Below are 21264 nucleotides of genomic sequence, written 5' to 3' on the forward strand. Positions count from 1 at the left end.
ACGCCCTGCTTGCGGACTTTGCTATACGCACTGTTCGCGAACTTTGCAAATCCACAAAGTCCGTCGTATAAGATTTCTCTTTCGCTCCCCCGCTCATTCCTCCGCCGCTCTATCGAAATGACAATGGCGAAGATGTGCGGTGGTAACTTTTTCCTCCCTCTCCTTTGGAGAGGGCCGGGGTGAGGCCTACGGTACCTCTATCGCGTTCAGTATCCCGGTAATAATATTTTCGCTGGTGATATTTTCTGCTTCGGCCTCGTAGCTTAAGCCAATACGGTGGCGCATCACATCGTGGCAAATAGCACGCACATCCTCGGGTATTACGTAGCCGCGGCGTTTAATAAAAGCATAAGCTTTTGCTGCCAGCGCTAAACTGATACTTGCCCTTGGCGATGCGCCAAAAGTGATGAGGTTTTTGTAGTGCGCCAGTTTGTACTGCTCGGGGAAACGGGTAGCGAAAACAATATCGATGATGTACTGCTCAATTTTTTCGTCCATGTAAACCTCACGAACTATTTTACGGGCACGTACAATTTCTTCGGGTTTAATAACAGGGGATGGTTTTGGCATACCGCCTGGTAATATGCTTGAACGGATAATTCTTTTTTCTTCTTCACGCTCAGGGTAAGTAATTACTACTTTCAGCATAAAACGGTCAACCTGTGCTTCGGGCAGCGGGTAAGTACCTTCCTGCTCAATAGGGTTTTGGGTAGCCAGTACCAAAAACGGGTTAGGCAGCGGGAAGGTGTTATCGCCAATAGTTACCTGGCGTTCCTGCATGGCTTCTAAAAGCGCACTTTGTACTTTGGCTGGTGCGCGGTTAATCTCATCGGCCAAAATAAAGTTGGAAAACAACGGCCCTTTACGAACAATGAATTCTTCTTTCTTTTGGTTGTAAATCATGGTACCAACCAAATCGGCAGGTAATAAATCGGGCGTAAACTGGATGCGGCTGTAATCGGCCTGGATACATTTGGCCAGCGTATTGATAGCCAAAGTTTTTGCCAGGCCCGGAACACCTTCCAGCAAAATATGCCCATCGGCCAATAAACCGATCAGCAAACGTTCAACCATATATTTTTGCCCCACGATCACTTTATCCATCTCCATTTTAAGCAGATCGATAAAAGCGCTTTCGCGTTGTATCATTTCGTTAAGCGCCCTGATATCTGTTGAATACGATGTGCTGCCGGTAACAGCGCCCGATGAAACATTTTCTGTACTACTTTTAAATTCTTCCATGAACCTTTTTTATTTCGAGAGCAAACTTAAACACACAAACTTTTTTCTGCTAAAAAAATTCCATGTTTAATTGTTAAAATTTGTTAAATCTTTAAGTGTTAGCTGTAAATATAGTTTTTTTATTGGGTTGGGGGCTGGGGTCGGAGGTCGGATGCCTGGGGTCGGGGGTTGGGTTACGGGGAAGAGGGTGCAGGGTTAGGGATTCGCGCGAAACTTTCTGAGCGGGTAATGACGTATATCGCATAGCGGCGAAGACTCACCCGGTCGAGGCTACGCCCGACCACCCTCTCTTCGGCTTCGCCGGAAAGAGGGTTTTGGAAACTACAATTTAATAAATAACTAATTATCAATTAATTAATAACAAAAACCCTCTTTCCACCGCAGGTGAATAGAGGGTGGCCCAGCGCAGCGTCGGCCGGGTGAGTCGTAGCCGGCGTTCAAGCGAATGTTTATGTAAATACCTATACGCCATGGTTAGGTACCAGGCAGTGACGATCTGTTTTTTTATTTTTAGACAGACACCCCGGTTTCGCATAACAAGGTTCCCCGAACCCCGCAACCCGAACCCCGAACCTCACAACTATTTGTAGCTTTGTACCGATATGTATAGAAAGATCTTTTTACTGTTCGCCGCGGCTTTGTTTTTATGCACGGCATCTTACAGTCAAACCCAATATAAAAACATCCCCCTGCCTGTAACCATCAGTGGTGTTGGCGAAGAATATTCGGGCATGTGTACTTATGCCGGCAGGGTTTACCTGCTGCCGCAATATGGCGATCATAAAACGCTCATTAAAAAAGCTAACCTGAAAGGCGAGTTTTTAATTTACAGCCTGCTTGCCGATAGTATTGGCCGGGTGGTGGATGGCAAGGATACTGCGCTATCGGCCTATAAAAGCCTTAAGGTGGTTAACCTGGATAAGCTGCCCGATAACATAGGCGATGAGTACGAGGGTTTTGAAGCTATCAGCATTGTAAACAACACCGTGTTTTTATCGATAGAAACTGATGATAAAACACAAAACTGCTATCTGCTTAAGGCTATGCTCGACCTTGCAAATAACCAGGTGGTGGTTGACCCGGAACACATCATCAGCCTTAAAAGGCCCGAACCGATTTATAATGCCGGCTTTGAAGCGGTTACCTGGCTCCCCAAAGAAAAAAAGCTGCTGGCTTATTACGAATACAATGGCATGCCCGACGGCGGGCAGGGATATTTGATAGATACCTCATTTACCAAACCTGCCGGGGTTGTGAAAACGCCGCAACTTTATTTCAGGATAACCGATGTAACGGCCACCGGCGCAGATCAGCTATTCGGCGTAAATTACTTTTATAATGGCGATTATAAATACTACCTGGACAACGATAAGCTAAACCACCAGGAAAGCAATATCAAAAAAGCCATCCCCAGCCTGAAGGATAGCCTTGATAAAGATGCAGCCTATTTAACCAGGCACACATTTGCCCGTATTGTAACACTAAAAAGCCCGCAAAGCACCCAATGGGAAGAAGTGGCCACGTTTGACGGTTACAGGAACAACTGGGAAGGGCTAACGCTTTACCGCAAAGGTGCTTTAATTGTTACCGATGCTAATAACAGCAAAAAGCAGGTTGCCATTTTGGCTTACCTGCCTTTTAATTAAGCGCACACTTCATTAAAAAACCAAAACGCCATTGCTATGTAAGAACCTGTTTAAATTTGATTTAGATTATTTATGTATCACATAAAAATCATTGCCGTTGACTTTAGTCAACGGAATAATGACTAAAAGGCGAATGGCTTTAGCCGAATTCCACTGAATATTTTGGCTAAAGCCAGCAACGATACCTTCTTTTACCGTTGACTAAAGTCAACGGCAATAAATAAATCTCGTTTTTAGACAGCTTCTAAGGCAATGGCGTTTGGGTTTATCGGGCAAAAAGCTTTTTAGGCTTTCTCGGTTTTTGATTGTTGGTTAATGCCCGCTTCGGCTATTTGGGTAAGCAGGCTGTCGCAGTTTTTTTCTTCCTGTAAGGTAGAATCTAAAAGCTCGGCAGCTTCGCTGTAGCCCAGCACGGTAGCCAAAGTTTTGAGCGTACCGTAAGAGGCAATTTCGTAATGCTCAATTTTTTGAGCAGCCGAAATAATTCCGGCATCGCGGGTCATGCTGCCTTTTTCGGTTTCGGCAATAATTTCTTCGCCCTCTTTAATTAAACCGGCCATCGCTTCGCATTTTACAGCTACGGCTTTTTCGTCTATCGATGCAAAAGCATCTTCCAGGCGAATAATTTGCCTTTCGGTTTCGCTTAAATGATTTTCAATAGCGGCGCGCAATTTATCAGATGTTGCCGCTTTTGCCATTTTGGGTAAAGCTTTGGTCAAATGTTTTTCGGCCCAATAAATGTCTTTCAATTCATCAATAAACAGTTCGTTCAATGCCGAGTCCTGTACATCCAATGTTTGTTCAGGAGCCTTTGTTTTGGTAGTTGCCATGGTAAATGTTTTTTAAGTTATGTGAAAACTTAAATACAAAGGCAGTGCCAAGTTTATTTATTTATCAATAATATTAATTATTATGAAATATTTGATGAATAATCGCTTGTTTGGTATCATGTGTTGTATTGTTTTGAAACTTATTGGTGTATCCAAAACAGTACCATATGCCCAATGCAAAGCCCCGGGAATTACGTAATGCTTTTTTAAGGCTTTTAATGTTGCGCCTATGCCTGATTATTGCAAGCCCCGGCACAAGATTAGCTCACCCCCATGACTTTTGACCCAAGACACGCTTAATTTGTTGTATATGTTGATTATCTTACCGCTTCATGATTTACAATAAAAAGAATATTTTGATAAACCGCATTATCCATTATTATGTAAAGTGGATTGTGGCGCGGCAGTTTCATGAAGTACTGTTTAACAATATCGAAGTTGATAAAAACAAATCGGTGCTGCTGATAGCCAATCATTTTAGTTTTTGGGATGGGCTGATACTGTATTGCGTAACCCAAAAGCTATTAAAAAAGCAATACCATGTAATGGTAGAAGAAAAAACGGTGCATATGCTGCATTATCTTAAATTTGCGGGTGCTTTTTCGATCAACAAAAAATCAAGGGATATCATCGAATCGCTTGATTATGCTGCCCGCCTTTTGGACGATCCGCAAAACCTGGTGCTCATCTTTCCACAGGGAAAGCTGTTTTCAAATTATGTAGAAGATGTTCGTTTTGACAAAGGCGTTTTCCGGATCATGAAAAAAGCATATGGCAAATACCAGCTGGTTTTTGCTTCAACATTTATTCAGTACTTTAAACACAAAAAGAGCACCGCTACCGTTTACTTAAAAAGCGATAACAACAACTATACGAGTATAACAGCGTTAAAAGAAGCTTATCAGCAACATTACAGCAGCTCAAAGCTGCTTCAAACCGAATTTGATATATAACAGTGACAGTAATTATATTAATCACCCTTTTTTTCATCGTCCTGCGCTTTACGGTTACACTGTTCAACTTTATATCCGACCCTAAATTGCGGCGGGTAGGTAAACATTACACCAATAAGGTATCCATCCTGGTACCCGCCCGTAACGAGGGCGGCAATATACTTACGCTGCTGCAATCCATCAGCCGGCAGGATTATCAGCATTACGAGGTACTGGTGCTTGACGATGGCTCAACCGATGATACTTACGCGGTGTGTGAAAATTTTGCAAAAGCGCACCCACAATTTAAGGTTATTAAAGGTGAGGAACTCCCCGCCGGCTGGATAGGTAAAAATTTTGCATGCCACCAGCTTGCCTTGCAGGCCGATGGCGATTACCTGCTTTTTCTGGATGCCGATGAGCAGGTGCAGCCCGGTTTAATTAATAGCGCCGTACACCGCATGCATACGGGCAAACTGGGCCTGCTAAGCCTGTTTGCCAACCAGGAAATGCAAACCACCGGCGAGAAACTGGTAGTGCCGCTGATGCATTTTATTTTACTGAACCTGTTACCGGTACGGTTGATATCGCTGGTAAAAAACCCTTCTGTTGCTGCAGCCAGCGGGCAGTTTATGCTGTTCGACGCCGCTATTTATCATCAGCAGCAATGGCATAAAGCAGTAAAGGGCAAAGTGGTAGAGGATGTAGAAATTATGCGGCTTATAAAAACCAAAGCTTATAACGGCGAGGCCCTGCTGGCCAACGGCATGATTAGCTGCCGCATGTACAAAAGTTATAACGAGGCTATAGCCGGTTTCAGCAAAAATTTTTTGGCGGCTTTCAATTATAGCATCCCGGGGTTTTTAATGTACCTGCTGCTGGTTATTATTTTCCCGTTGTTGTTGTTCATGACGCTGAACCTGCCGCTTATCATGTTCATGTGCGGCCTTATTATCCTTACCCGCATTATGATCTCGCTAGAGTCGGGGCAAAATGCTTTATATAATGTATTATTGCACCCGCTGCAAATGACAAACATGATGTTCATCGCTTTCATATCCATCCAAAAACACCTCACCAAAACTACCGTATGGAAGGGTCGGAGGATTTGAACACGCAATTATCAACCGGCAGCGTAAAAACAGAGCGCATTGCCATTATAATTATAATACTTTTTCACACAGTTGGCATCATAGGGTTTAACCTGCCGGGTATCGACACCGTATTTCTGGATATCGTGCCCTGGCATTTATTGCTCATGGCAGCTGTTATCATCCGGAGCCATAACCGCCCCGATGCCAAATTCGGGTTGTTTGCATTACTGCTGTTTATGCTGGGCTTTAGCGCCGAGTTGATAGGGGTACACACCGGCTGGCTGTTTGGCAGCTACACGTATGGCAAAACGCTTGGCATAAAGTTATTCAACGTTCCGCTAATGATTGGTGTAAACTGGTTTTTGCTTATTTATGCCACCGGCGTGCTCATGCAGCGCAGCCGGGTAAAAAATGTTTATGCCCGCATTTTGGTTGGCGCATTGTTGCTTGTTTTGCTTGATATATTAATTGAACCCGTGGCCATCCATTTTGATTACTGGCATTGGACGGGTGACGCTATCCCCATAAAAAATTACTTCTGCTGGTTTGCTGTAAGCGGGCTGATGCTTTTTATATTCGAGAAGTTCAAATTCCCTCCTCAAAGTAAAGCGGCGCCTGTTTTACTGTTAATGGAATTTGTGTTTTTTATGATCTTGGGCCTGGTGAATTGATAGGGTAGTTAAAATTTACCGCCATCAGGCAGCGGTTTTTTTAGCCTTGAAGAAAAAATGTGTCTGGCTAAAATAGCTGAAACAGGCTATAAATACAGTAGCTATAATTTTTGACGGTGTTGGATAAATGCCCAGCCAATCAACAAGTACTTTAAGGAAAATTACATTCAGCAGGATACAAATGGCATTCACTATAATAAACCGCGAAAGCTGCCCTCTTTTGCTCAGGCCCGATTCTTTAAAAACGATATACCTGTTCAGGTAAAACCCCGTACAAAAAGATATGCTGAAAGATAAAGCCAGCGACGCAATGTGCGGACTTAAAGTATACGCCCCGATATGCAGGTTTTCCTTTTTAAAAATGAAATTATAACAAAATGAAAACAGCGTAATATCAAACACCACATTGCCCCCGCCACATGCCGCGTAACGGAAGGTATGTAAGGGCATCCATTTTTTAAAGGGTTTATAAAACAGATCGATGATGTTAAAAATAGTCCGCCTTATAAAATCGTGTACCTTTCTCATAGATAATGGCAAAGGTAAAATAATTAAAATAAAGTAGGGTTAACTATGCAGCCGGCTTGTGTTAACAACTGGCAGGCAGGTTAAATATGTTCGCGTTTCAGTGCATTTGCTTTAAATCCTCTCCCCGTTCGTAACCCATCCATTAAACCGGGGCCAGGCGTTGCTGTTTTTTTCGTTAGAATTAACTGCGATGCAAGCGTATCATAATTATTTTTAACGTTTTCAAAATCCCTCAAAGCAAGGCTTAAACCTGCATTTTTAATTTATCACCCATGTGATACAAGCGTATCAAAATTAATATAATATACTATATATCAGCTATTTATGTAAATTTTATTTGCTTATTACATTTTAAATCGCCTAAATTTGATTTGTAATTATAAACCATACATAAGCCTGTAATTCCTGGAAAACTATTTTGAACAATGCTGTTTTGCCAACATTTAACTAATGCCGTTTTAAACAATAGTTAAACAAGTAAAGCGATTTAGCAATGCGTTACCGGCTTTTTGCCATGGATTTTTTGTGCAATCAATTAAACCAAATAATAAATTTTTATGAACATCAACTACAATTTAAAGCGGCTTGCAGCCCTCACCCTGCTACCCGCGGCCTTGCTGTTTTCCTGTAAAAAGGATGCCAATACCGGCGAAGCCAAAGCACAGCCAACCGCCCAAACGGTAGCCCGCGCCGCCAATGAGGTGGTAAATGCCTGGGTAACCACGTCCGATCAATCAAAACTGTTGCAGGCACAGGCCAGCTTCAATTTTGCTGCCGATGCAGGCACCAACGCCACCACCGTAACTGTTGACGAAAACACCACCTACCAGGGGATAGATGGCTTTGGGTTTACCTTAACAGGCGGCAGCGCCAGTTTATTGAACGGACTGGGCGGCAACCAGGCTGCCGTTTTAAGCGAGCTTTTTGGTACGGCAAACGGACAAATAGGCATTAGTTATCTACGCATCAGCATTGGGGCATCCGACCTAAGTTCAAGTGATTTTACTTACGACCAGGTGGCCGGCGATGTAAACATGAACAGTTTCAGTATCAGCCAGGAAAACACCGATATGCTGCCGATACTAAAAAAGATCATCGCCATAAACCCATCCATTAAAATTATAGCCACGCCATGGACCGCCCCCACCTGGATGAAGGTTAACACTACCGGCAATAACGGCTATACCGGCGGCAGCTTAAATACGGCTTATTACGATGCCTATGCCCGTTATTTTGTAAAATACCTGCAGGCTATGCAGACACAAGGCATTACTATTGATGCCATTACCCCGCAAAACGAGCCGCTAAACCCCTACAACAACCCAAGTATGGTAATGCAGGCAACAGAGCAGGCTAATTTTATTAAAAACAATCTTGGTCCGCAGATCAGAGCAGCCGGCTTTGCTACCAAGATTATCGCGTATGACCATAATGCCGATGTACCCAGCTATGCTACCACGGTTTTAGGCGATGCCGGCGCAAATCCCTATGTTGATGGTTCGGCTTTTCACCTGTATGCGGGCGATATCAGTGCCTTAACAACCGTTCATAATGCCTATCCTAACAAAAACGTGTACTTCACCGAGCAATGGGTTGGCGCGCCAAGCAATTTTGGCGGCGATTTGTCATGGCATGTAAATACCCTCATTATTGGCGCTACGCGCAATTGGAGCCGCAACGTTTTGGAATGGAACCTGGCTGCCGACCCCAACAACAACCCACATACTGCCGGCGGTTGCAGCACCTGCCTTGGCGGTATCACCGTTAGCGGAACGTCCATAACCCGCAACGTAGGCTATTACATTATTGGCCACGCGGCACGTTTTGTACGGCCGGGGGCTGTTCGTATTTCATCAAATGTATCCGGCAGTATACAGGATGTGGCCTTCAAAAATTCGGATGGCAGCAAAGTGCTTATCGCGCTAAATACCGGCTCATCTGCGGTTAGCTTCAAAGTAAAATGGGGTGCCGAATCATTTACTTACTCATTAGCTGCAGGCGCAGTGGCCACTTTTAAATGGAGCGGCACACAATCAAACGGTTCATCGGGTGCGCCAATTGGCTCTGTTATTACCCTGAAGGGCATTAACAACCTGTATGTAAGCAGCGAGAATGGCACCGCTGCCATGAACTGCAACCGCCCAACGGCATCGGCATGGGAACAATTTACCGTGGTTGATGCCGGCGCCGGTAAAATAGCCCTGCAAGGCATGGGCAAGTACGTATCCAGCGAAAACGGCACGCAAGCCATCACCTGTAACCGAACCTCTATTGGCGACTGGGAAAAATTTGACTGGGTGGTTAACGCCGATGGCAAAATATCGCTCAAGGGCAATAACAGCAAATACGTATCCAGCGAAAACGGCACCCAGCCCATGACCTGTAACCGTGCAGCCATATCGGGCTGGGAAGCTTTTGGGGTGAACCAGTAGTTAAATCGTTAAAAAAGTGATTGTCATCCTGAGGTACGAAGGATCTGCCAGCTGTGCCTAACCGGTAGAAAAGTTCGCGAATAGATGCTTCGTTCCTCAGCATGACAGGGTTAATATCTCAAGTTATTTCTCACCAACACGCAATCAATTATATCAATAAACAAATACCAATCTTATGAAATCAATTCAAAACTTAAAAAAGGGCGCTTTAGCAATAGTTGCCCTGGCTGCTTTAGCCATTTCCTGTAAAAAAGATGCCAACAGGCAAACACCTGCTGCCGTAGCGGCTGCCGAAACCACCCAAACCACCACCCCCAGGGCCGCAACCCTTGTATGGAGCGATGAATTTAACGGTACCAGCGTTAACACCGCCAACTGGAATATCGACAATGGTAACCCCAATGTTAATAACGAGAAGGAATATTATCAGTCGGCAAACGCTACTGTATCCGGCGGTTTTTTAACTATTACCGCCCGTAAAGAAACCGTGGGCGGCCAGCCCTATACCTCGGCTAAGCTGACTACTGCCGGTAAGTTTCAGCCAACATACGGTCGTATTGAAGCCAGTATTAAACTGCCTGCAGTGCAAGGTACCTGGCCCGCTTTCTGGATGCTGGGCGCCAATATAAATACCCCCGGAGTTGGATGGCCTCAATGCGGCGAAATTGACATTATGGAACAGGTAAACACCTCCAATACCATATTGGGCACCATGCACTGGTATAATAACGGGCACGTTCAGTATGGCGGCAGTACAACAACTACCCCCACCGGATTCCATACCTACGCGGTAGAGTGGGATACCAATTCTATCAAATGGTATGTAGATAATACGCTGTATGTTACCGGGAATATTGCCGGCAACATCAACAATACCGGTGCTTTTCACAATCCCTTCTTCATCATCCTTAACCTGGCCATAGGTGGCGACCTGCCCGGCAATACTATTAATGATGGCGCTTTGCCTTGCAATATGGTGGTTGATTATGTGCGGGTATACAACCTTTCGGGCAGCAGTACATCGCCCCCAATTGGTTCAAACATCACCCTGAAAGGGTTTAACAACCAATACGTAAGCGGCGAGAATGGTACGCAGGCCATGTGGTGTAACCGTGCAACCGCCCAGGCCTGGGAAACTTTTACCGTTGTGGATGCAGGCGGCGGCAAAGTGGCCCTGCAAAGCATGGGTAAATATGTATCGAGCGAAAACGGCACGCAGGCTATTACCTGTAACCGCACCACCATCGGCGATTGGGAAAAATTCGACTGGATAACTACCTCTGATGGGAAAGTTACTTTGAGAGGGAACAACGGCAAATATATCTCGAGCGAAAACGGCACACAAGCCATGACCTGTACCCGTACAACAGCAGCGGGCTGGGAAGCTTTTGGCGTAAATCAATAGTTAAATTTATATTGGCCTGTTCCTTTGCGTGGGGCAGGCCATTTTTTACCTGATGAAAAAGTTTACAAGCTTTTATTTTATGCTGATGATAAGCGCCTGCCTGGTTCATGCGCAACAGGTAGCAAACAAACTGCAGGTTGATGTTGGTACGGGTTACTTGCAGGAAAATTTTCGGTGGTCAATATCCGGCAATATCAGCGGCCAAAACCCCAACGTCCTTTCGGAACTTAAATGGATGAAAGTTGGCGGCCAAAATGCAGCGGCATCCATCAGCTACAACTTTTGGAAACGCTTTGTTGTCTACGGCGATTACTCCCGACAGTTCATATCCTCCGGCACGGTAAACGATAGCGATTACGGTTCCGATAACCGCAGCAACAATACCTACAACCAAACCTTCAACGCCAATAAAGGCAGCGCCAGTTTGTGGAACCTTGGTGCGGGGTATATTATTTTTAATAAATATCGGTTTAGCATAACGCCTTATATTGGTTATGGCGAAAGTAAAGAGTTTCTCCGGCTGCTTGACCGGGGCGGCATGTTCCCGGATTTGAACAGTTCTTATTCCCCCAAATGGAAAGGCGGGTTTTTAAAAGTTGTCTCGTCGGTAATGATGGCCCCCAAGTTAAAATTCAAGGCTGATGTTACGTACCACCAGGTAAGTTACAACAGCGACGGCAACTGGAATTTGATCACCAGTTTTCAGCACCCGGTGAGTTATCGCCACCATGCAAATGGTTACGGGGTAGAAGCGGGTGGAAAGTTGAGTTATGACGTCACCAATCACCTTGCCATCCAAATTGGCGGTAGCTATTTTACCTGGCAAACCGGCAACGGCACCGACCAGCTTTACCTCAATAACGGCCAAATTGATAAAACGCAATTGAATGGTGTGTCGCGGGTTGGTTTCGGGGTATCCGGAGGTGTAAGTTTAGGGTGGTAAAGGTGCAACAACGGTATGCGAGCTGGAAAAAACAGTAATGACGTGGCTGTAAATGCGGCTGTTGTGAATACAATAATATTTTGAGTATCTCTTTAAAAAAGCGGTGGGAATGTGCGATTCCCCTCTCGAGAGGGGCGGAGGGGTGTGTTAATGAATTGATGATAAACGCCGGTTAACACACCCCTGCCATCGCTCAATCCGGCGCGCCCCCTCTCGAGAGGGGAACAAAAAAGCAGCGACGCAATCATGCGTCTTAACGATGCTTCAGGGCTCCCCAATGGCGCCGTCTCAGCAAGTAAAACTTACAGCTGCAGTGCAAGCTGATCGCCTGGCCCGGCTTCCTTTTCTTCCCGTTGTTTCGGCACAATATCACCAAAATTGGATAGCGAAATCCCCAGCAACCGGATGCGGGTATTGTCGTCTGGATTGGTGGCCGCCATCAATTGTTTTGCGGTATTGCTTATCGTCTCCAAATCATTAAAAGCCGTGGTGAATGATTGGTTTCGGGTGATTTGTTTAAAATCGCTGTATTTTACTTTGAGGGTGAGCGTGCGGCCTTTTAGTTCATATTTAAGCAAACGATTGTGAACCACCTGCGCAATTTTTTCCAGTTCGGCTTCCATTTCGGGCAGGGTGGTAAGGTCATAGGCAAAAGTGTCCTCGGCACCTAACGATTTGGTTTCGCGGTGGGGTTGTACTTCCCGGTTATCAATACCGCGCACTATCTGGTAGTAAAAGCGGCCGGGCTTGCCAAAATGCCGTACCATTTCGTCCTCGGTTAGTTTTTTAAGGTCGGCTCCTGTGTGCAGGCCCATCTGCTTCATTTTTTGGGCGGTAACTTTGCCTACACCAAAAAACTTTTCTACCGGCAATTGCTCCATAAAGTTTTCAATACTTGATGGGCCAATAAACTTCAATCCGTCGGGTTTGTTAATATCCGAAGCAATTTTGGCTACAAATTTATTGATGGATACACCGGCGGATGCCGTAAGGTTAAGTTCGTCTTTTATTGCTTGTTTTATTTGTTTGGCAATATCAATTGCCGAGCCGATGTTGAGTTTATCGTTGGTAACATCAAGGTAGGCTTCATCTAAAGATAATGGTTCAATCAAGTCGGTATACCGGCTGAAGATCTCCCTAATATGTTGCGAAACCTCTTTATATGCAGCAAACCTTGGCCGCACAAACAGGGCATCGGGGCAAAGCTGTAATGCCCTTTTGGACGACATTGCCGAGCGCACCCCAAACTTACGTGCCTCATAACTTGCCGTAGCCACCACCCCACCCCGCCCCTCGGGTAAACCACCTACAACCAACGGCTTGCCACGATATTCAGGAAAATCCCGCTGCTCAACCGATGCGTAAAATGCATCCATATCAATATGGATAATTTTGCGGATGATTTGTGTGGGTTGGTTTTGCATGGGTAATTTAGTGGCCGGTATACAGAAGTAAACCAAATGTAAATATAGCAAATAGTAGTTTTTACTGGTCTTGTTGCTGCCTGTAGTTGATGGCGGATCGATGTGCTCAAATTTATAACACAGATGGTTTAAAACGTTGAAGACGGAGGAATAATACTATCTTTAACATTCAATTATACCTTCATGAAAAGACGCTCTTTTGTAAAATCAACCCTAATGGGTGCTGTAACTGCAACCGTTTTACCCGCTGTAAGCAACGCCAATGCCATGCATACCGAAGTACCGATAGAAGAATATTATGAACTACGGGTTTATAGTTTAAAAGACGCAAGCCAGCAAAACCTGGTGGAAGATTATTTGCAAAATGCATTAATACCAGCATTAAATCGTCACACCATCAAACGGGCCGGTGTATTTACCGAACTAAAACCGCAGGGGCAAACTAAAGTATTTGTACTTATCCCTTATGTTTCTCCCTCCCAGATTGATAGGGTTCAAAAGCTGATTAGCGGCGATAAAGACTATATTGCCAAAGCTGCAGCTTACCTTAATGCCCCGGCTACCGCGCCTGCTTATGAACGGATAGAAAGTTCCCTTTTAAAAGCATTTCCTCATACGATACTCGCTACGGCCTCCGAAAAGAAGCCGCGTATTTTTGAATTACGCCAGTACCAGAGCGCCAGCGAAGCCGCAGGTAAAAAAAAGATAGAAATGTTTACCGGCCAGGGCGAAATAGATATTTTTAAACGCCTTGGTTTCAACCCTGTTTTCTGGGGCGAAACTGTGATTGGTCCCCAGCGGCCCAACCTTACCTACATGATCACCTTTGATGACCTGCCCGCTAAAGATGCCCATTGGAAAGCCTTCGGCAGCGACCCGCAATGGAAAAAAATAAGCAGCGTGCCCGAATATGCGGATGCCCTGCTTGTCAGCAAAATAACATCAACTATGCTGGTGCCTACGGCTTATTCGCAGATATAGACAGCCTTAAGCTACCTAAATTTGAAATTTGCCCCCAAGTTACTGTGTGTGTGTGCATCTTTATACGAGATAGTAATTTTGAAAAGCCACTCCGTTAGGAGTGAAATGTCGGTAGAATAATTAAGCCCCCCTTTTTTTCGTGCCGTAGGTACGGAACTAACCGCCCAGTTTGGCTATTCATTTATCAATGCTCATTTGACTTGAAAAGTTCAATAGTGACGTACCTACGGCACGGGAAGATATTTTTGATCTATTTCTACCGACATTCAACCCCGCTGGGGTTTTTCCAAAACATAAATACATAGTATCCACCCCGAGAGGCGATCTCCCTTAAGCTTTTTTCCATAGCTTTTAATACTGAGATAGGTGGCCCTTAATGGCATACAAGAATTCTTGATAAATATTGCTGCAACTTGGTAGCGTCTACGAGGCATTGCACCTTTGTTTAGCAGATATTAAGCCCCCCGCAGAGGCTACCAGGTTGTAGAACAAAATGATCAAATGTATCTTTTGCCCCATAGGGCTATCCTTCTATCACTATATCTCCGGGGCGTTTGTTCATAGCTGTATTTAGGATTGCTAAAAACAGCCTTAATACATAAACTACCAGTTTAAAAAAAATTAACTGGTTGAAAACAATTTTGTCATTCAATAGTAATCATTAATCAATCGATTAACAATTTAGCCCTAACCTTCTTTGACTAATCAATCGTTTGATTAATTTTGTGCCGTTAAAACAATGGACAAAGATAAAATAGACAAAAAAGACCACATTCTTGACGTCGCCGAACGCGTGTTTGCCGACTATGGATTTGATGGAGCTTCTACCCGGACAATTTCGGGCGAGGCCGGTGTGAATATGGCTATGCTCAATTACTATTTCGGTTCAAAGGAAGGTCTTTTCCTGGCAATCTTTGAGCGTAAGATCTCGTCGTTCCGCACACTGCTTCAAAATATAGGTAATGACGACAGCATGACCGCGTGGTGCAAGCTTGATAAATGTATTGACAATTACGTAGAGCGCATTATTGTGAACAACTGCTTTCAAAAGCTCATCAGCCGCGAAATATCGATGAACAAACGCTGGGGGCTTACCGATAAGATCATCGAAATATTGATGGTAAATGTTGTCGAGATCAGGAAGATAATTGAAGAGGGCGTTAATAATGGCAGTTTTTATAAAGACATTGATGTTCCCATGGTGATAGCAACCATATTCGGCACCAAAAATTACGTCATCAATATGCCGCAGTTATCATCCCTGATATTAGGCCATGATGTTCGCGATGAAAAATTTATGGAAGAAGAGCTGAAGCCCAGGATTAAAGCATATATGAAAAGACTTTTAAAAGCTTATTTAGTAAATGAACATGACAACTCAAAATAATAAAACCAACCACCTTAAACTGTTGAAACATACAGTTAGCGCGTTTTGGAGGTATGGTACCGCCTTCGCGGTATCAGGTTTGCTGCTTGCAGGAACAGCTGCTGCCCAGGACCGCACCATCACTTTAGACGAGGCCATTAAGCTGGGCCTTGATAACAGCAAGGTATTAAAATTATCGCAGGCCAAAATTGACCAGGCGGTATCGCAATACAACCAGGCTAAAGACCAGGCTTTGCCAACCGGTAAAGTGAGCTACGGTTACAACCATGCCGAAATACCTGCCAATAAGCTTTCGCTTGGCGAAAGCAGCTTTAATTTACCCAACAGGGCCGATGCTTACTTAGGCATACTATCGTTAAGCGAAGTGCTTTATGCCGGTGGCAAATACAAATATGCCCGCGAATCGACAGATTTACTTACACAGGTTGCCCGTTTGGATGTGGTTAATGATAAAGACCAGATCACCTACGATATCATCAACTCATACTATAACCTATATAAAGTATTGCAAAGCAAAAAAGTAGTAGCGCAAAATTTAACTACTATTGATGCGCAGATCAAACAATCGCAAAGGTTTTTTGAGCAGGGCTTGGTTACCAAAAATGATGTGTTACGGTTTCAGCTGCAACGCTCAAATGTCGAGCTGAATGGCATCGACCTGGAAACCAATCGCCGTATCATCAACTATAGCCTGAATGTTTTGTTAGGCTTGCCCGAAGGTACCCAGCTTAATATAGATCAGATAACCGAGGCTGACAGGCCTGTTGCTCCTTTAAGCAACTACCTTGATTCGGCTTATGCAAGCCGTGTTGAATTGCAGCAGGCAGATTTACATGGCAAAGTTGCCGAAACCAGCATCAAAAACATAAAGGCCAACACATTGCCAACTTTAGCGGCATCAGGAAGCGCCTATTATGTTGATGTAAACTCAAACCCGATTCCTAAAAGCGGGCAGTTTATTACTCCAATATCAGTTGGCTTAACCCTTTCCTGGAACTTTGGCAACCTGTGGACAAACAAAAACAAGGTTACCGAGGCTAAAATTCAGCGCGAGCAGGTAACCATAAACAAAAGCATTACGGTTGACCGCATTAAAAACGAAGTGAACCAGAATTACCAAAACTGGACAATGGCTTTGGATAAAATTAAGCTTTTACAAACTTCGATTGAGCAAGCGGGCGAAAATAATAAGATCCTCGAATCAAAATACAAAAGTAATATAGCATCAGCTACCGATAGGGCCGACGCCGAAACATTGCTTTACCAGGCACAGATAAACCTTGAACTGGCTAAAGCCGATGCAGGCCTGGCTTACTATACTTTACTAAAATCAACAGGAAAAATTAACAACAAATAATACTTAAACCAGATAATAAGATGGCACAGGCACAAGAAACTCAGGAACAGGAACCAAAAAAGAAACCAAATAAAGTTATTCCTATCATATTAGGGGTATTGCTTGTTGGTGGTATCATTTTCGGTATCAAAGAATACATATACTACGGCAAACACATCGATACAGATGACGCCCAGATTGATGGCGATATAAGCCCGGTAGTAGCCCGCGTAGGCGGATACGTTGATTCTATTTATTTTGAAGAAAACAGCCATGTTACAGCTGGCCAAACTTTGGTAAAAATAGACGACCACGATTACAAAATAAAATTAGAGCAGGCACAGGCAGCACAGGTTGGCGCAAGTGCGGGCATCAATGTTAACCAATCGCAGATTTATGCTACGCAGGCAAATTCATCAAGTGCAAGGGCGCAGGTTGAATCAAATGCGGCCCGTTTAGATAAAGTGCAGAAAGATTACGCACGTTATGCCAACCTGATAAAGGATGGATCGGTAACACAGCAACAATTTGACCAGGCCAAGGCCGATCTGGATGTGGCAAAAGCTAACCTTAGGGCATCTCAAGACCAATACAAAGCAGCGGTTGAGCAAATTGGTACTACCCGCAGCCAGTTAAAAGTTACCAATACCGGTGTAACCCAGAAACAGGTTGATATTGATTATGCAAAGCTGCAACTAAGCTATACCACTATCAAGGCGCCATCAAGCGGGTTAGCCGCTAAAAAGAGCGTACAGTTGGGTCAGTTGGTACAGGCGGGGCAAACATTGTTTAGCATTGTAAATGATAACAGTTTATTTATAACTGCCAACTTTAAAGAAACACAGCTTACCGACATGAAAAACGGACAAAAAGTTGAAGTTGAGGTTGATGCTTACCCTGATTTAAAAATTGAGGGCGAGGTTTACAATTTTTCGCCGGCAACAGGCGCCAAGTTTTCATTATTGCCCCCTGATAATGCCACCGGTAACTTTGTAAAGGTTGTACAACGCGTACCCGTTAAAATTAAAATAACCGCCGACAAGGCAACTATGGATAAATTACGCCCTGGGATGAGTGTAAGTGTTTCTGTAATTAAATAATAACACAATGGCTGAAACAGGCTTTAGAAAATGGATCATCACGATAACTGTGATCACAGCCTCATTATTGGAGCTGATTGATACCACTATTGTGAACGTTTCGCTGCCCAAAATACAAGGTAACCTTGGCGCAACCCTCGAGGATGTGGCCTGGGTGGTTACCGGGTATGCCGTGGCAAACGTAATTATACTGCCCATGTCGGGCTGGCTGGGCAGCAAATTCGGACGAAAAAACTACTTTATTACGTCGATAATTGTATTTACCATAGCGTCATTTTTATGCGGTAATGCAACCAGCCTTAACGAGCTTGTGCTGTTTCGTATTTTGCAGGGTTTGGCAGGTGGTGGTTTAATATCAACATCACAGGCTATTTTGATAGAAACCTGGCCCCGCGAACAAATTGGCACCGCTACAGCCCTGTTTGGTTTAGGTGCGGTAGTAGGCCCAACTGTAGGCCCAACTATTGGCGGTTATATTACCGAGCACATGAACTGGCGCTGGATATTTTATGTAAATATACCTGTAGGTGCAATGGCCGCTTTTTTAGCCTATACCTATGTTAGGGAAACGCCAAAGGAAGCAAAAGGAAAACCGATAGACTGGTGGGGCATTGCCTTGCTGGCGGTGGCCGTAGGCAGCCTGCAAACTATATTGGAAAAAGGCGAATCGGAAGATTGGTTTGCCACACCTTATATAACGGTGTTAACCATAAGCGCCATTTTAGGTTTAATACTTTTTATATGGCGCGAAATGAGCATCGATTACCCTATTGTTAACTTTGCCATATTGCGGCACCGCAGTTTTGCAGTAGGTATGTTCACCTCGTTCGTACTGGGTTTTGGATTGTACGGCTCGGTGTTTGTGTTCCCGGTATTTTGCCAGAATTTATTGGGGTTTGACGCACAGCAAACCGGCGAAATTTTGTTTCCCGGCGGGTTATGTACCATTGTAATGATGCCTTTTATAGGTAAAATGCTTAATAAAGGTATCCCGGCCCAGTTTATGGCTACCGCCGGCATGTTCTTGTTTTTTGTGTTTACCACTATGCTCAGCAACTCTACCCTGGCTATGGGTACCCACAATTTCTTTTTACCGTTAATGATACGTGGCGTAGGCATGGCCTTGTTATTTGTGCCCTTAACTACCCTGGCCATTGCCGACCTGAAAGGGCCCGAAGTGGGGCAGGGAACGGGCTTAAACAATATGATGCGCCAGCTTGGCGGTTCATTTGGTATTGCTACGCTAACTACTGTTATTCACATACGCCAGGGCGTACACCGTAACAACCTGTTAACAAATATTACAGCAACCAACCCCGCGCTCATTGACAGGGTTAATAACTCGATACATGCCTTCATGGCCAAAGGGCACTCGTTAATTGATGCTACCCGGATGGCGTACGGCGCTATTGAAGGTGCTTTAACCAAACAGGTGCTGTTATTAACTTATGACGATGCTTACTGGATATCGGGCCTGGTAATGTTATTTTCAATCCCGTTGCTGTATCTGCAGCCATTCAAGAAATCAAACGCCAAAATGCCGGTAGACGCGCATTAATCTGATAAGATAAAAGCCGTTCCACTATTACCTGGAACGGCTTTCCCCAAAAAAAATTAACAATTAAAATTTAATAACTCTCCCCGAGATACAATTGATTTTCAATAAAAAATAAGTGTAATCGAGGTTTGTTTAATCTTAGGCATAAATTTAGAAGTTTTTAATTAACAAACGCAAATTTTATTAAGTAATAAACTGTTATTTATGAAAAAAGCATGAAATTTTTAAATCTCATGCTTTTTTTATGCTCATATATTGTTGATGGCTAAAAAATAACCTTGCCGGTAGCGGTAACCAACGATGCTATACGTACAGCATCAAAAATGCGCTCCTCGGTAGTTGCTAATTTTATCAGCGAATCTTCATGGGCGTTTACGCACATTTCGCAGCCATTTACAGCCGAAACCGCCAGGCTCATCAACTCAAAAAACTCTTTCCCGGTAACAGGCTTCATCATCAGCTGCATGCGGATGCGTGCCGGAATCTGGGTATATTTTTCTTTTTGCGTAAAATGCCTAAACCTGTAAAATACATTATTTGAGGCCAGCAACGATGCGCAGCCCACAGCCTCGCCAATTTCGGCAGCGGTAGCTTCCTGTATTTCGGCGTATTTGGTAAAGTAATTGGTAAGCGGCGTGTTGTTGTTATTAACCGCGATGCTTAAACCCAACAGGGCACATTCCTTGGCGGTTAAATGAGCCGATGTAAGCGTGCTTGTAAAATTCAGCTTCAAATCGCGTAAATAGCGCGATTCACCTTTTTCTAACAGTGTAAGGCTGGTGGTACGGTAATCTTTATCTAATCCTATACTTTCCAGTATTTCCTGGATCACTTCGGTACTTTCGTTCATTTTTTTTAGCTTAAAGCTTAAAGCAGAAGGCCTAAAGCCAGTGTTTTAAGCGACGTTTTTTGAGCACAAAGCAGAAAGCGCAAGGCTTAACGCTTCTGGCGATTTAAATAGATTGATGGGCTAAGCTTTAGGCTTTACGCCTTAAGCTTTCAACTTATAAAAAATCCCCGCACAATAATTAACTGTACGGGGAACATATGTAGTAGGGGGAATTAAACAGTAAGTGTTTCCTGGCCTTTTTCCCAGTTACATGGGCAAAGTTCGTCGGTTTGTAAACCATCCAGTACACGTAAAACTTCTTTAACGTTACGGCCTACGCTTAAATCGTTAACAGATACCCAACGGATAATGCCGGTAGGATCGATGATGAAGGTAGCACGGTAAGCGATTTTTTCGGTTGGCTCTAATATGCCCAAGTCTTCGGCCAATGATTTTGAAGTATCGGCAAGCATCGGGAATTTCAAATCGCGCAGGTCGTCATGATCGCGTCTCCAGGCAGCGTGTACAAATTCCGAATCGGTAGAAGCACCAATTAAACGGGTTTCGCGGTCGCGGAACTCGCCATAGTTTTTGTTGAACTCAGCAATTTCAGTTGGGCATACAAAAGTGAAATCTTTTGGCCACCAGAACATTACTGTCCAAACGTTATCATCATTCACCAAATACTCAGAAGTAAGCGTTTCAAACTCTTTACCTTTTTCAAGGCTAACTACGGCCGTTTTAGAAAACTGGGGGAATTTTTGTCCTATCGTTAACATAAGTGTCTTTTTATTATTATTTATGCAAATATACTGATTTAAAAGTCAGCCTTCCATTCTAAAAATCTATACTCTATAGATTTTATTGATAGTTTGATTTAACATTATCTAAAAGGGCCTTCCGTAGTTAAATCTGCCCGGTTAACA

General features: G+C 44.0%; 18 protein-coding genes. 12 read left to right on the forward strand and 6 right to left on the reverse strand.

Annotated features, from left to right (window positions below; genetic code table 11):
- Positions 1–186: 186 nt before the first annotated feature.
- A complete protein-coding gene (locus tag ACFGVS_RS17135) occupies positions 187–1242 on the reverse strand; it encodes an AAA family ATPase (protein WP_147053654.1) in 1056 nt (351 codons plus the stop codon).
- Positions 1243–1844: 602 nt separating this feature from the next.
- Between ACFGVS_RS17135 and ACFGVS_RS17140 the strand changes: the two genes are divergently transcribed.
- The gene (locus ACFGVS_RS17140) at positions 1845–2888 is read left to right on the forward strand and encodes a hypothetical protein (protein ID WP_439694865.1); all 1044 of its coding nucleotides are present in this window, start codon (positions 1845–1847) and stop codon (positions 2886–2888) included.
- A 284-nt stretch (positions 2889–3172) separates the two neighbouring features.
- Here the strand turns inward: ACFGVS_RS17140 and ACFGVS_RS17145 are convergent, their stop codons facing one another.
- Positions 3173–3718 (reverse strand): YciE/YciF ferroxidase family protein, encoded by a 546-nt coding sequence (locus ACFGVS_RS17145; RefSeq protein WP_274210326.1) that lies wholly within the window; start codon positions 3716–3718, stop codon positions 3173–3175.
- A gap of 332 nt (positions 3719–4050) precedes the next feature.
- Here ACFGVS_RS17145 and ACFGVS_RS17150 point away from each other — a divergent pair, with 332 nt between their 5' ends.
- Genes ACFGVS_RS17150 through ACFGVS_RS17160 form a run of 3 tightly spaced genes read left to right on the forward strand, consistent with a single transcriptional unit; the run spans position 4051 to position 6415 of the window.
- Entirely contained in the window at positions 4051–4671 is a 621-nt protein-coding gene (locus tag ACFGVS_RS17150) for a 1-acyl-sn-glycerol-3-phosphate acyltransferase (RefSeq protein ID WP_439694866.1), read from the forward strand.
- Between the two features lie 2 nt (positions 4672–4673).
- Positions 4674–5762, forward strand: a complete 1089-nt coding sequence (locus tag ACFGVS_RS17155; RefSeq protein ID WP_439694867.1) for a glycosyltransferase — start codon at positions 4674–4676, stop codon at positions 5760–5762.
- Positions 5741–6415 (forward strand): carotenoid biosynthesis protein, encoded by a 675-nt coding sequence (locus ACFGVS_RS17160; RefSeq protein ID WP_439694868.1) that lies wholly within the window; start codon positions 5741–5743, stop codon positions 6413–6415. The genes ACFGVS_RS17155 and ACFGVS_RS17160 overlap by 22 nt, the downstream gene beginning before the upstream one ends.
- A gap of 24 nt (positions 6416–6439) precedes the next feature.
- Here ACFGVS_RS17160 and ACFGVS_RS17165 read toward each other — a convergent pair whose 3' ends face one another.
- Complete coding sequence (locus tag ACFGVS_RS17165; RefSeq protein WP_439694869.1) at positions 6440–6943, reverse strand: GtrA family protein; 504 nt, start codon at positions 6941–6943, stop codon at positions 6440–6442.
- A 557-nt stretch (positions 6944–7500) separates the two neighbouring features.
- Between ACFGVS_RS17165 and ACFGVS_RS17170 the strand changes: the two genes are divergently transcribed.
- The 3 genes from ACFGVS_RS17170 to ACFGVS_RS17180 all read left to right on the forward strand — a co-directional run bounded on the left by ACFGVS_RS17170 (position 7501) and on the right by ACFGVS_RS17180 (position 11723).
- Positions 7501–9375 (forward strand): glycoside hydrolase family 30 beta sandwich domain-containing protein, encoded by a 1875-nt coding sequence (locus ACFGVS_RS17170; RefSeq protein WP_439694870.1) that lies wholly within the window; start codon positions 7501–7503, stop codon positions 9373–9375.
- 175 nt (positions 9376–9550) lie between these two features.
- Entirely contained in the window at positions 9551–10780 is a 1230-nt protein-coding gene (locus ACFGVS_RS17175; protein WP_439694871.1) for a family 16 glycosylhydrolase, read from the forward strand.
- Between the two features lie 52 nt (positions 10781–10832).
- Positions 10833–11723: a hypothetical protein gene (locus ACFGVS_RS17180; RefSeq protein WP_439694872.1), complete on the forward strand. Its 891-nt coding sequence runs from the start codon at positions 10833–10835 to the stop codon at positions 11721–11723.
- Between the two features lie 302 nt (positions 11724–12025).
- Here the strand turns inward: ACFGVS_RS17180 and dinB are convergent, their stop codons facing one another.
- A complete protein-coding gene (gene dinB, locus ACFGVS_RS17185) occupies positions 12026–13147 on the reverse strand; it encodes a DNA polymerase IV (protein WP_439694873.1) in 1122 nt (373 codons plus the stop codon).
- A 183-nt stretch (positions 13148–13330) separates the two neighbouring features.
- Here dinB and ACFGVS_RS17190 point away from each other — a divergent pair, with 183 nt between their 5' ends.
- From ACFGVS_RS17190 to ACFGVS_RS17210, 5 genes are all read left to right on the forward strand, one after another.
- The gene (locus tag ACFGVS_RS17190; RefSeq protein ID WP_439694874.1) at positions 13331–14128 is read left to right on the forward strand and encodes an NIPSNAP family protein; all 798 of its coding nucleotides are present in this window, start codon (positions 13331–13333) and stop codon (positions 14126–14128) included.
- 739 nt (positions 14129–14867) lie between these two features.
- On the forward strand, positions 14868–15515 hold the full coding sequence (locus tag ACFGVS_RS17195; RefSeq protein ID WP_090640624.1) for a TetR/AcrR family transcriptional regulator: 648 nt from the start codon (positions 14868–14870) through the stop codon (positions 15513–15515).
- Positions 15499–16872 carry a TolC family protein gene (locus ACFGVS_RS17200; protein WP_090640621.1) on the forward strand — a complete coding sequence of 458 codons (1374 nt, stop codon included), beginning with the start codon at positions 15499–15501 and terminating at the stop codon, positions 16870–16872. The genes ACFGVS_RS17195 and ACFGVS_RS17200 overlap by 17 nt, the downstream gene beginning before the upstream one ends.
- Positions 16873–16892: 20 nt before the next feature.
- Positions 16893–17951: an HlyD family secretion protein gene (locus tag ACFGVS_RS17205; protein ID WP_090640617.1), complete on the forward strand. Its 1059-nt coding sequence runs from the start codon at positions 16893–16895 to the stop codon at positions 17949–17951.
- Between the two features lie 7 nt (positions 17952–17958).
- Entirely contained in the window at positions 17959–19509 is a 1551-nt protein-coding gene (locus tag ACFGVS_RS17210) for a DHA2 family efflux MFS transporter permease subunit (RefSeq protein WP_439694875.1), read from the forward strand.
- A 265-nt stretch (positions 19510–19774) separates the two neighbouring features.
- Here the strand turns inward: ACFGVS_RS17210 and ACFGVS_RS17215 are convergent, their stop codons facing one another.
- On the reverse strand, positions 19775–20359 hold the full coding sequence (locus tag ACFGVS_RS17215) for a carboxymuconolactone decarboxylase family protein (protein WP_090640614.1): 585 nt from the start codon (positions 20357–20359) through the stop codon (positions 19775–19777).
- A 212-nt stretch (positions 20360–20571) separates the two neighbouring features.
- Positions 20572–21117, reverse strand: coding sequence for a peroxiredoxin (locus tag ACFGVS_RS17220; protein ID WP_090470236.1), 546 nt, complete (start codon positions 21115–21117; stop codon positions 20572–20574).
- Positions 21118–21264 lie beyond the last annotated feature (147 nt).

It is taken from the genome of Mucilaginibacter sediminis, assembly GCF_051903035.1.
Classification (GTDB): Bacteria; Bacteroidota; Bacteroidia; order Sphingobacteriales; family Sphingobacteriaceae; genus Mucilaginibacter.

Coding starts and splice junctions, on each gene's coding strand:
- ACFGVS_RS17220 (WP_090470236.1), bottom strand. CDS start 21,117: ATGTTAACGATAGGACAAAAATTCCCCCAGTTTTCTAAAACGGCCGTA.
- ACFGVS_RS17180 (WP_439694872.1), top strand. CDS start 10,833: ATGAAAAAGTTTACAAGCTTTTATTTTATGCTGATGATAAGCGCCTGC.
- ACFGVS_RS17210 (WP_439694875.1), top strand. CDS start 17,959: ATGGCTGAAACAGGCTTTAGAAAATGGATCATCACGATAACTGTGATC.
- ACFGVS_RS17140 (WP_439694865.1), top strand. CDS start 1,845: ATGTATAGAAAGATCTTTTTACTGTTCGCCGCGGCTTTGTTTTTATGC.
- ACFGVS_RS17145 (WP_274210326.1), bottom strand. CDS start 3,718: ATGGCAACTACCAAAACAAAGGCTCCTGAACAAACATTGGATGTACAG.
- ACFGVS_RS17160 (WP_439694868.1), top strand. CDS start 5,741: ATGGAAGGGTCGGAGGATTTGAACACGCAATTATCAACCGGCAGCGTA.
- ACFGVS_RS17175 (WP_439694871.1), top strand. CDS start 9,551: ATGAAATCAATTCAAAACTTAAAAAAGGGCGCTTTAGCAATAGTTGCC.
- ACFGVS_RS17190 (WP_439694874.1), top strand. CDS start 13,331: ATGAAAAGACGCTCTTTTGTAAAATCAACCCTAATGGGTGCTGTAACT.
- ACFGVS_RS17205 (WP_090640617.1), top strand. CDS start 16,893: ATGGCACAGGCACAAGAAACTCAGGAACAGGAACCAAAAAAGAAACCA.
- dinB (WP_439694873.1), bottom strand. CDS start 13,147: ATGCAAAACCAACCCACACAAATCATCCGCAAAATTATCCATATTGAT.
- ACFGVS_RS17195 (WP_090640624.1), top strand. CDS start 14,868: ATGGACAAAGATAAAATAGACAAAAAAGACCACATTCTTGACGTCGCC.
- ACFGVS_RS17150 (WP_439694866.1), top strand. CDS start 4,051: ATGATTTACAATAAAAAGAATATTTTGATAAACCGCATTATCCATTAT.
- ACFGVS_RS17200 (WP_090640621.1), top strand. CDS start 15,499: ATGACAACTCAAAATAATAAAACCAACCACCTTAAACTGTTGAAACAT.
- ACFGVS_RS17170 (WP_439694870.1), top strand. CDS start 7,501: ATGAACATCAACTACAATTTAAAGCGGCTTGCAGCCCTCACCCTGCTA.
- ACFGVS_RS17215 (WP_090640614.1), bottom strand. CDS start 20,359: ATGAACGAAAGTACCGAAGTGATCCAGGAAATACTGGAAAGTATAGGA.
- ACFGVS_RS17165 (WP_439694869.1), bottom strand. CDS start 6,943: ATGAGAAAGGTACACGATTTTATAAGGCGGACTATTTTTAACATCATC.
- ACFGVS_RS17135 (WP_147053654.1), bottom strand. CDS start 1,242: ATGGAAGAATTTAAAAGTAGTACAGAAAATGTTTCATCGGGCGCTGTT.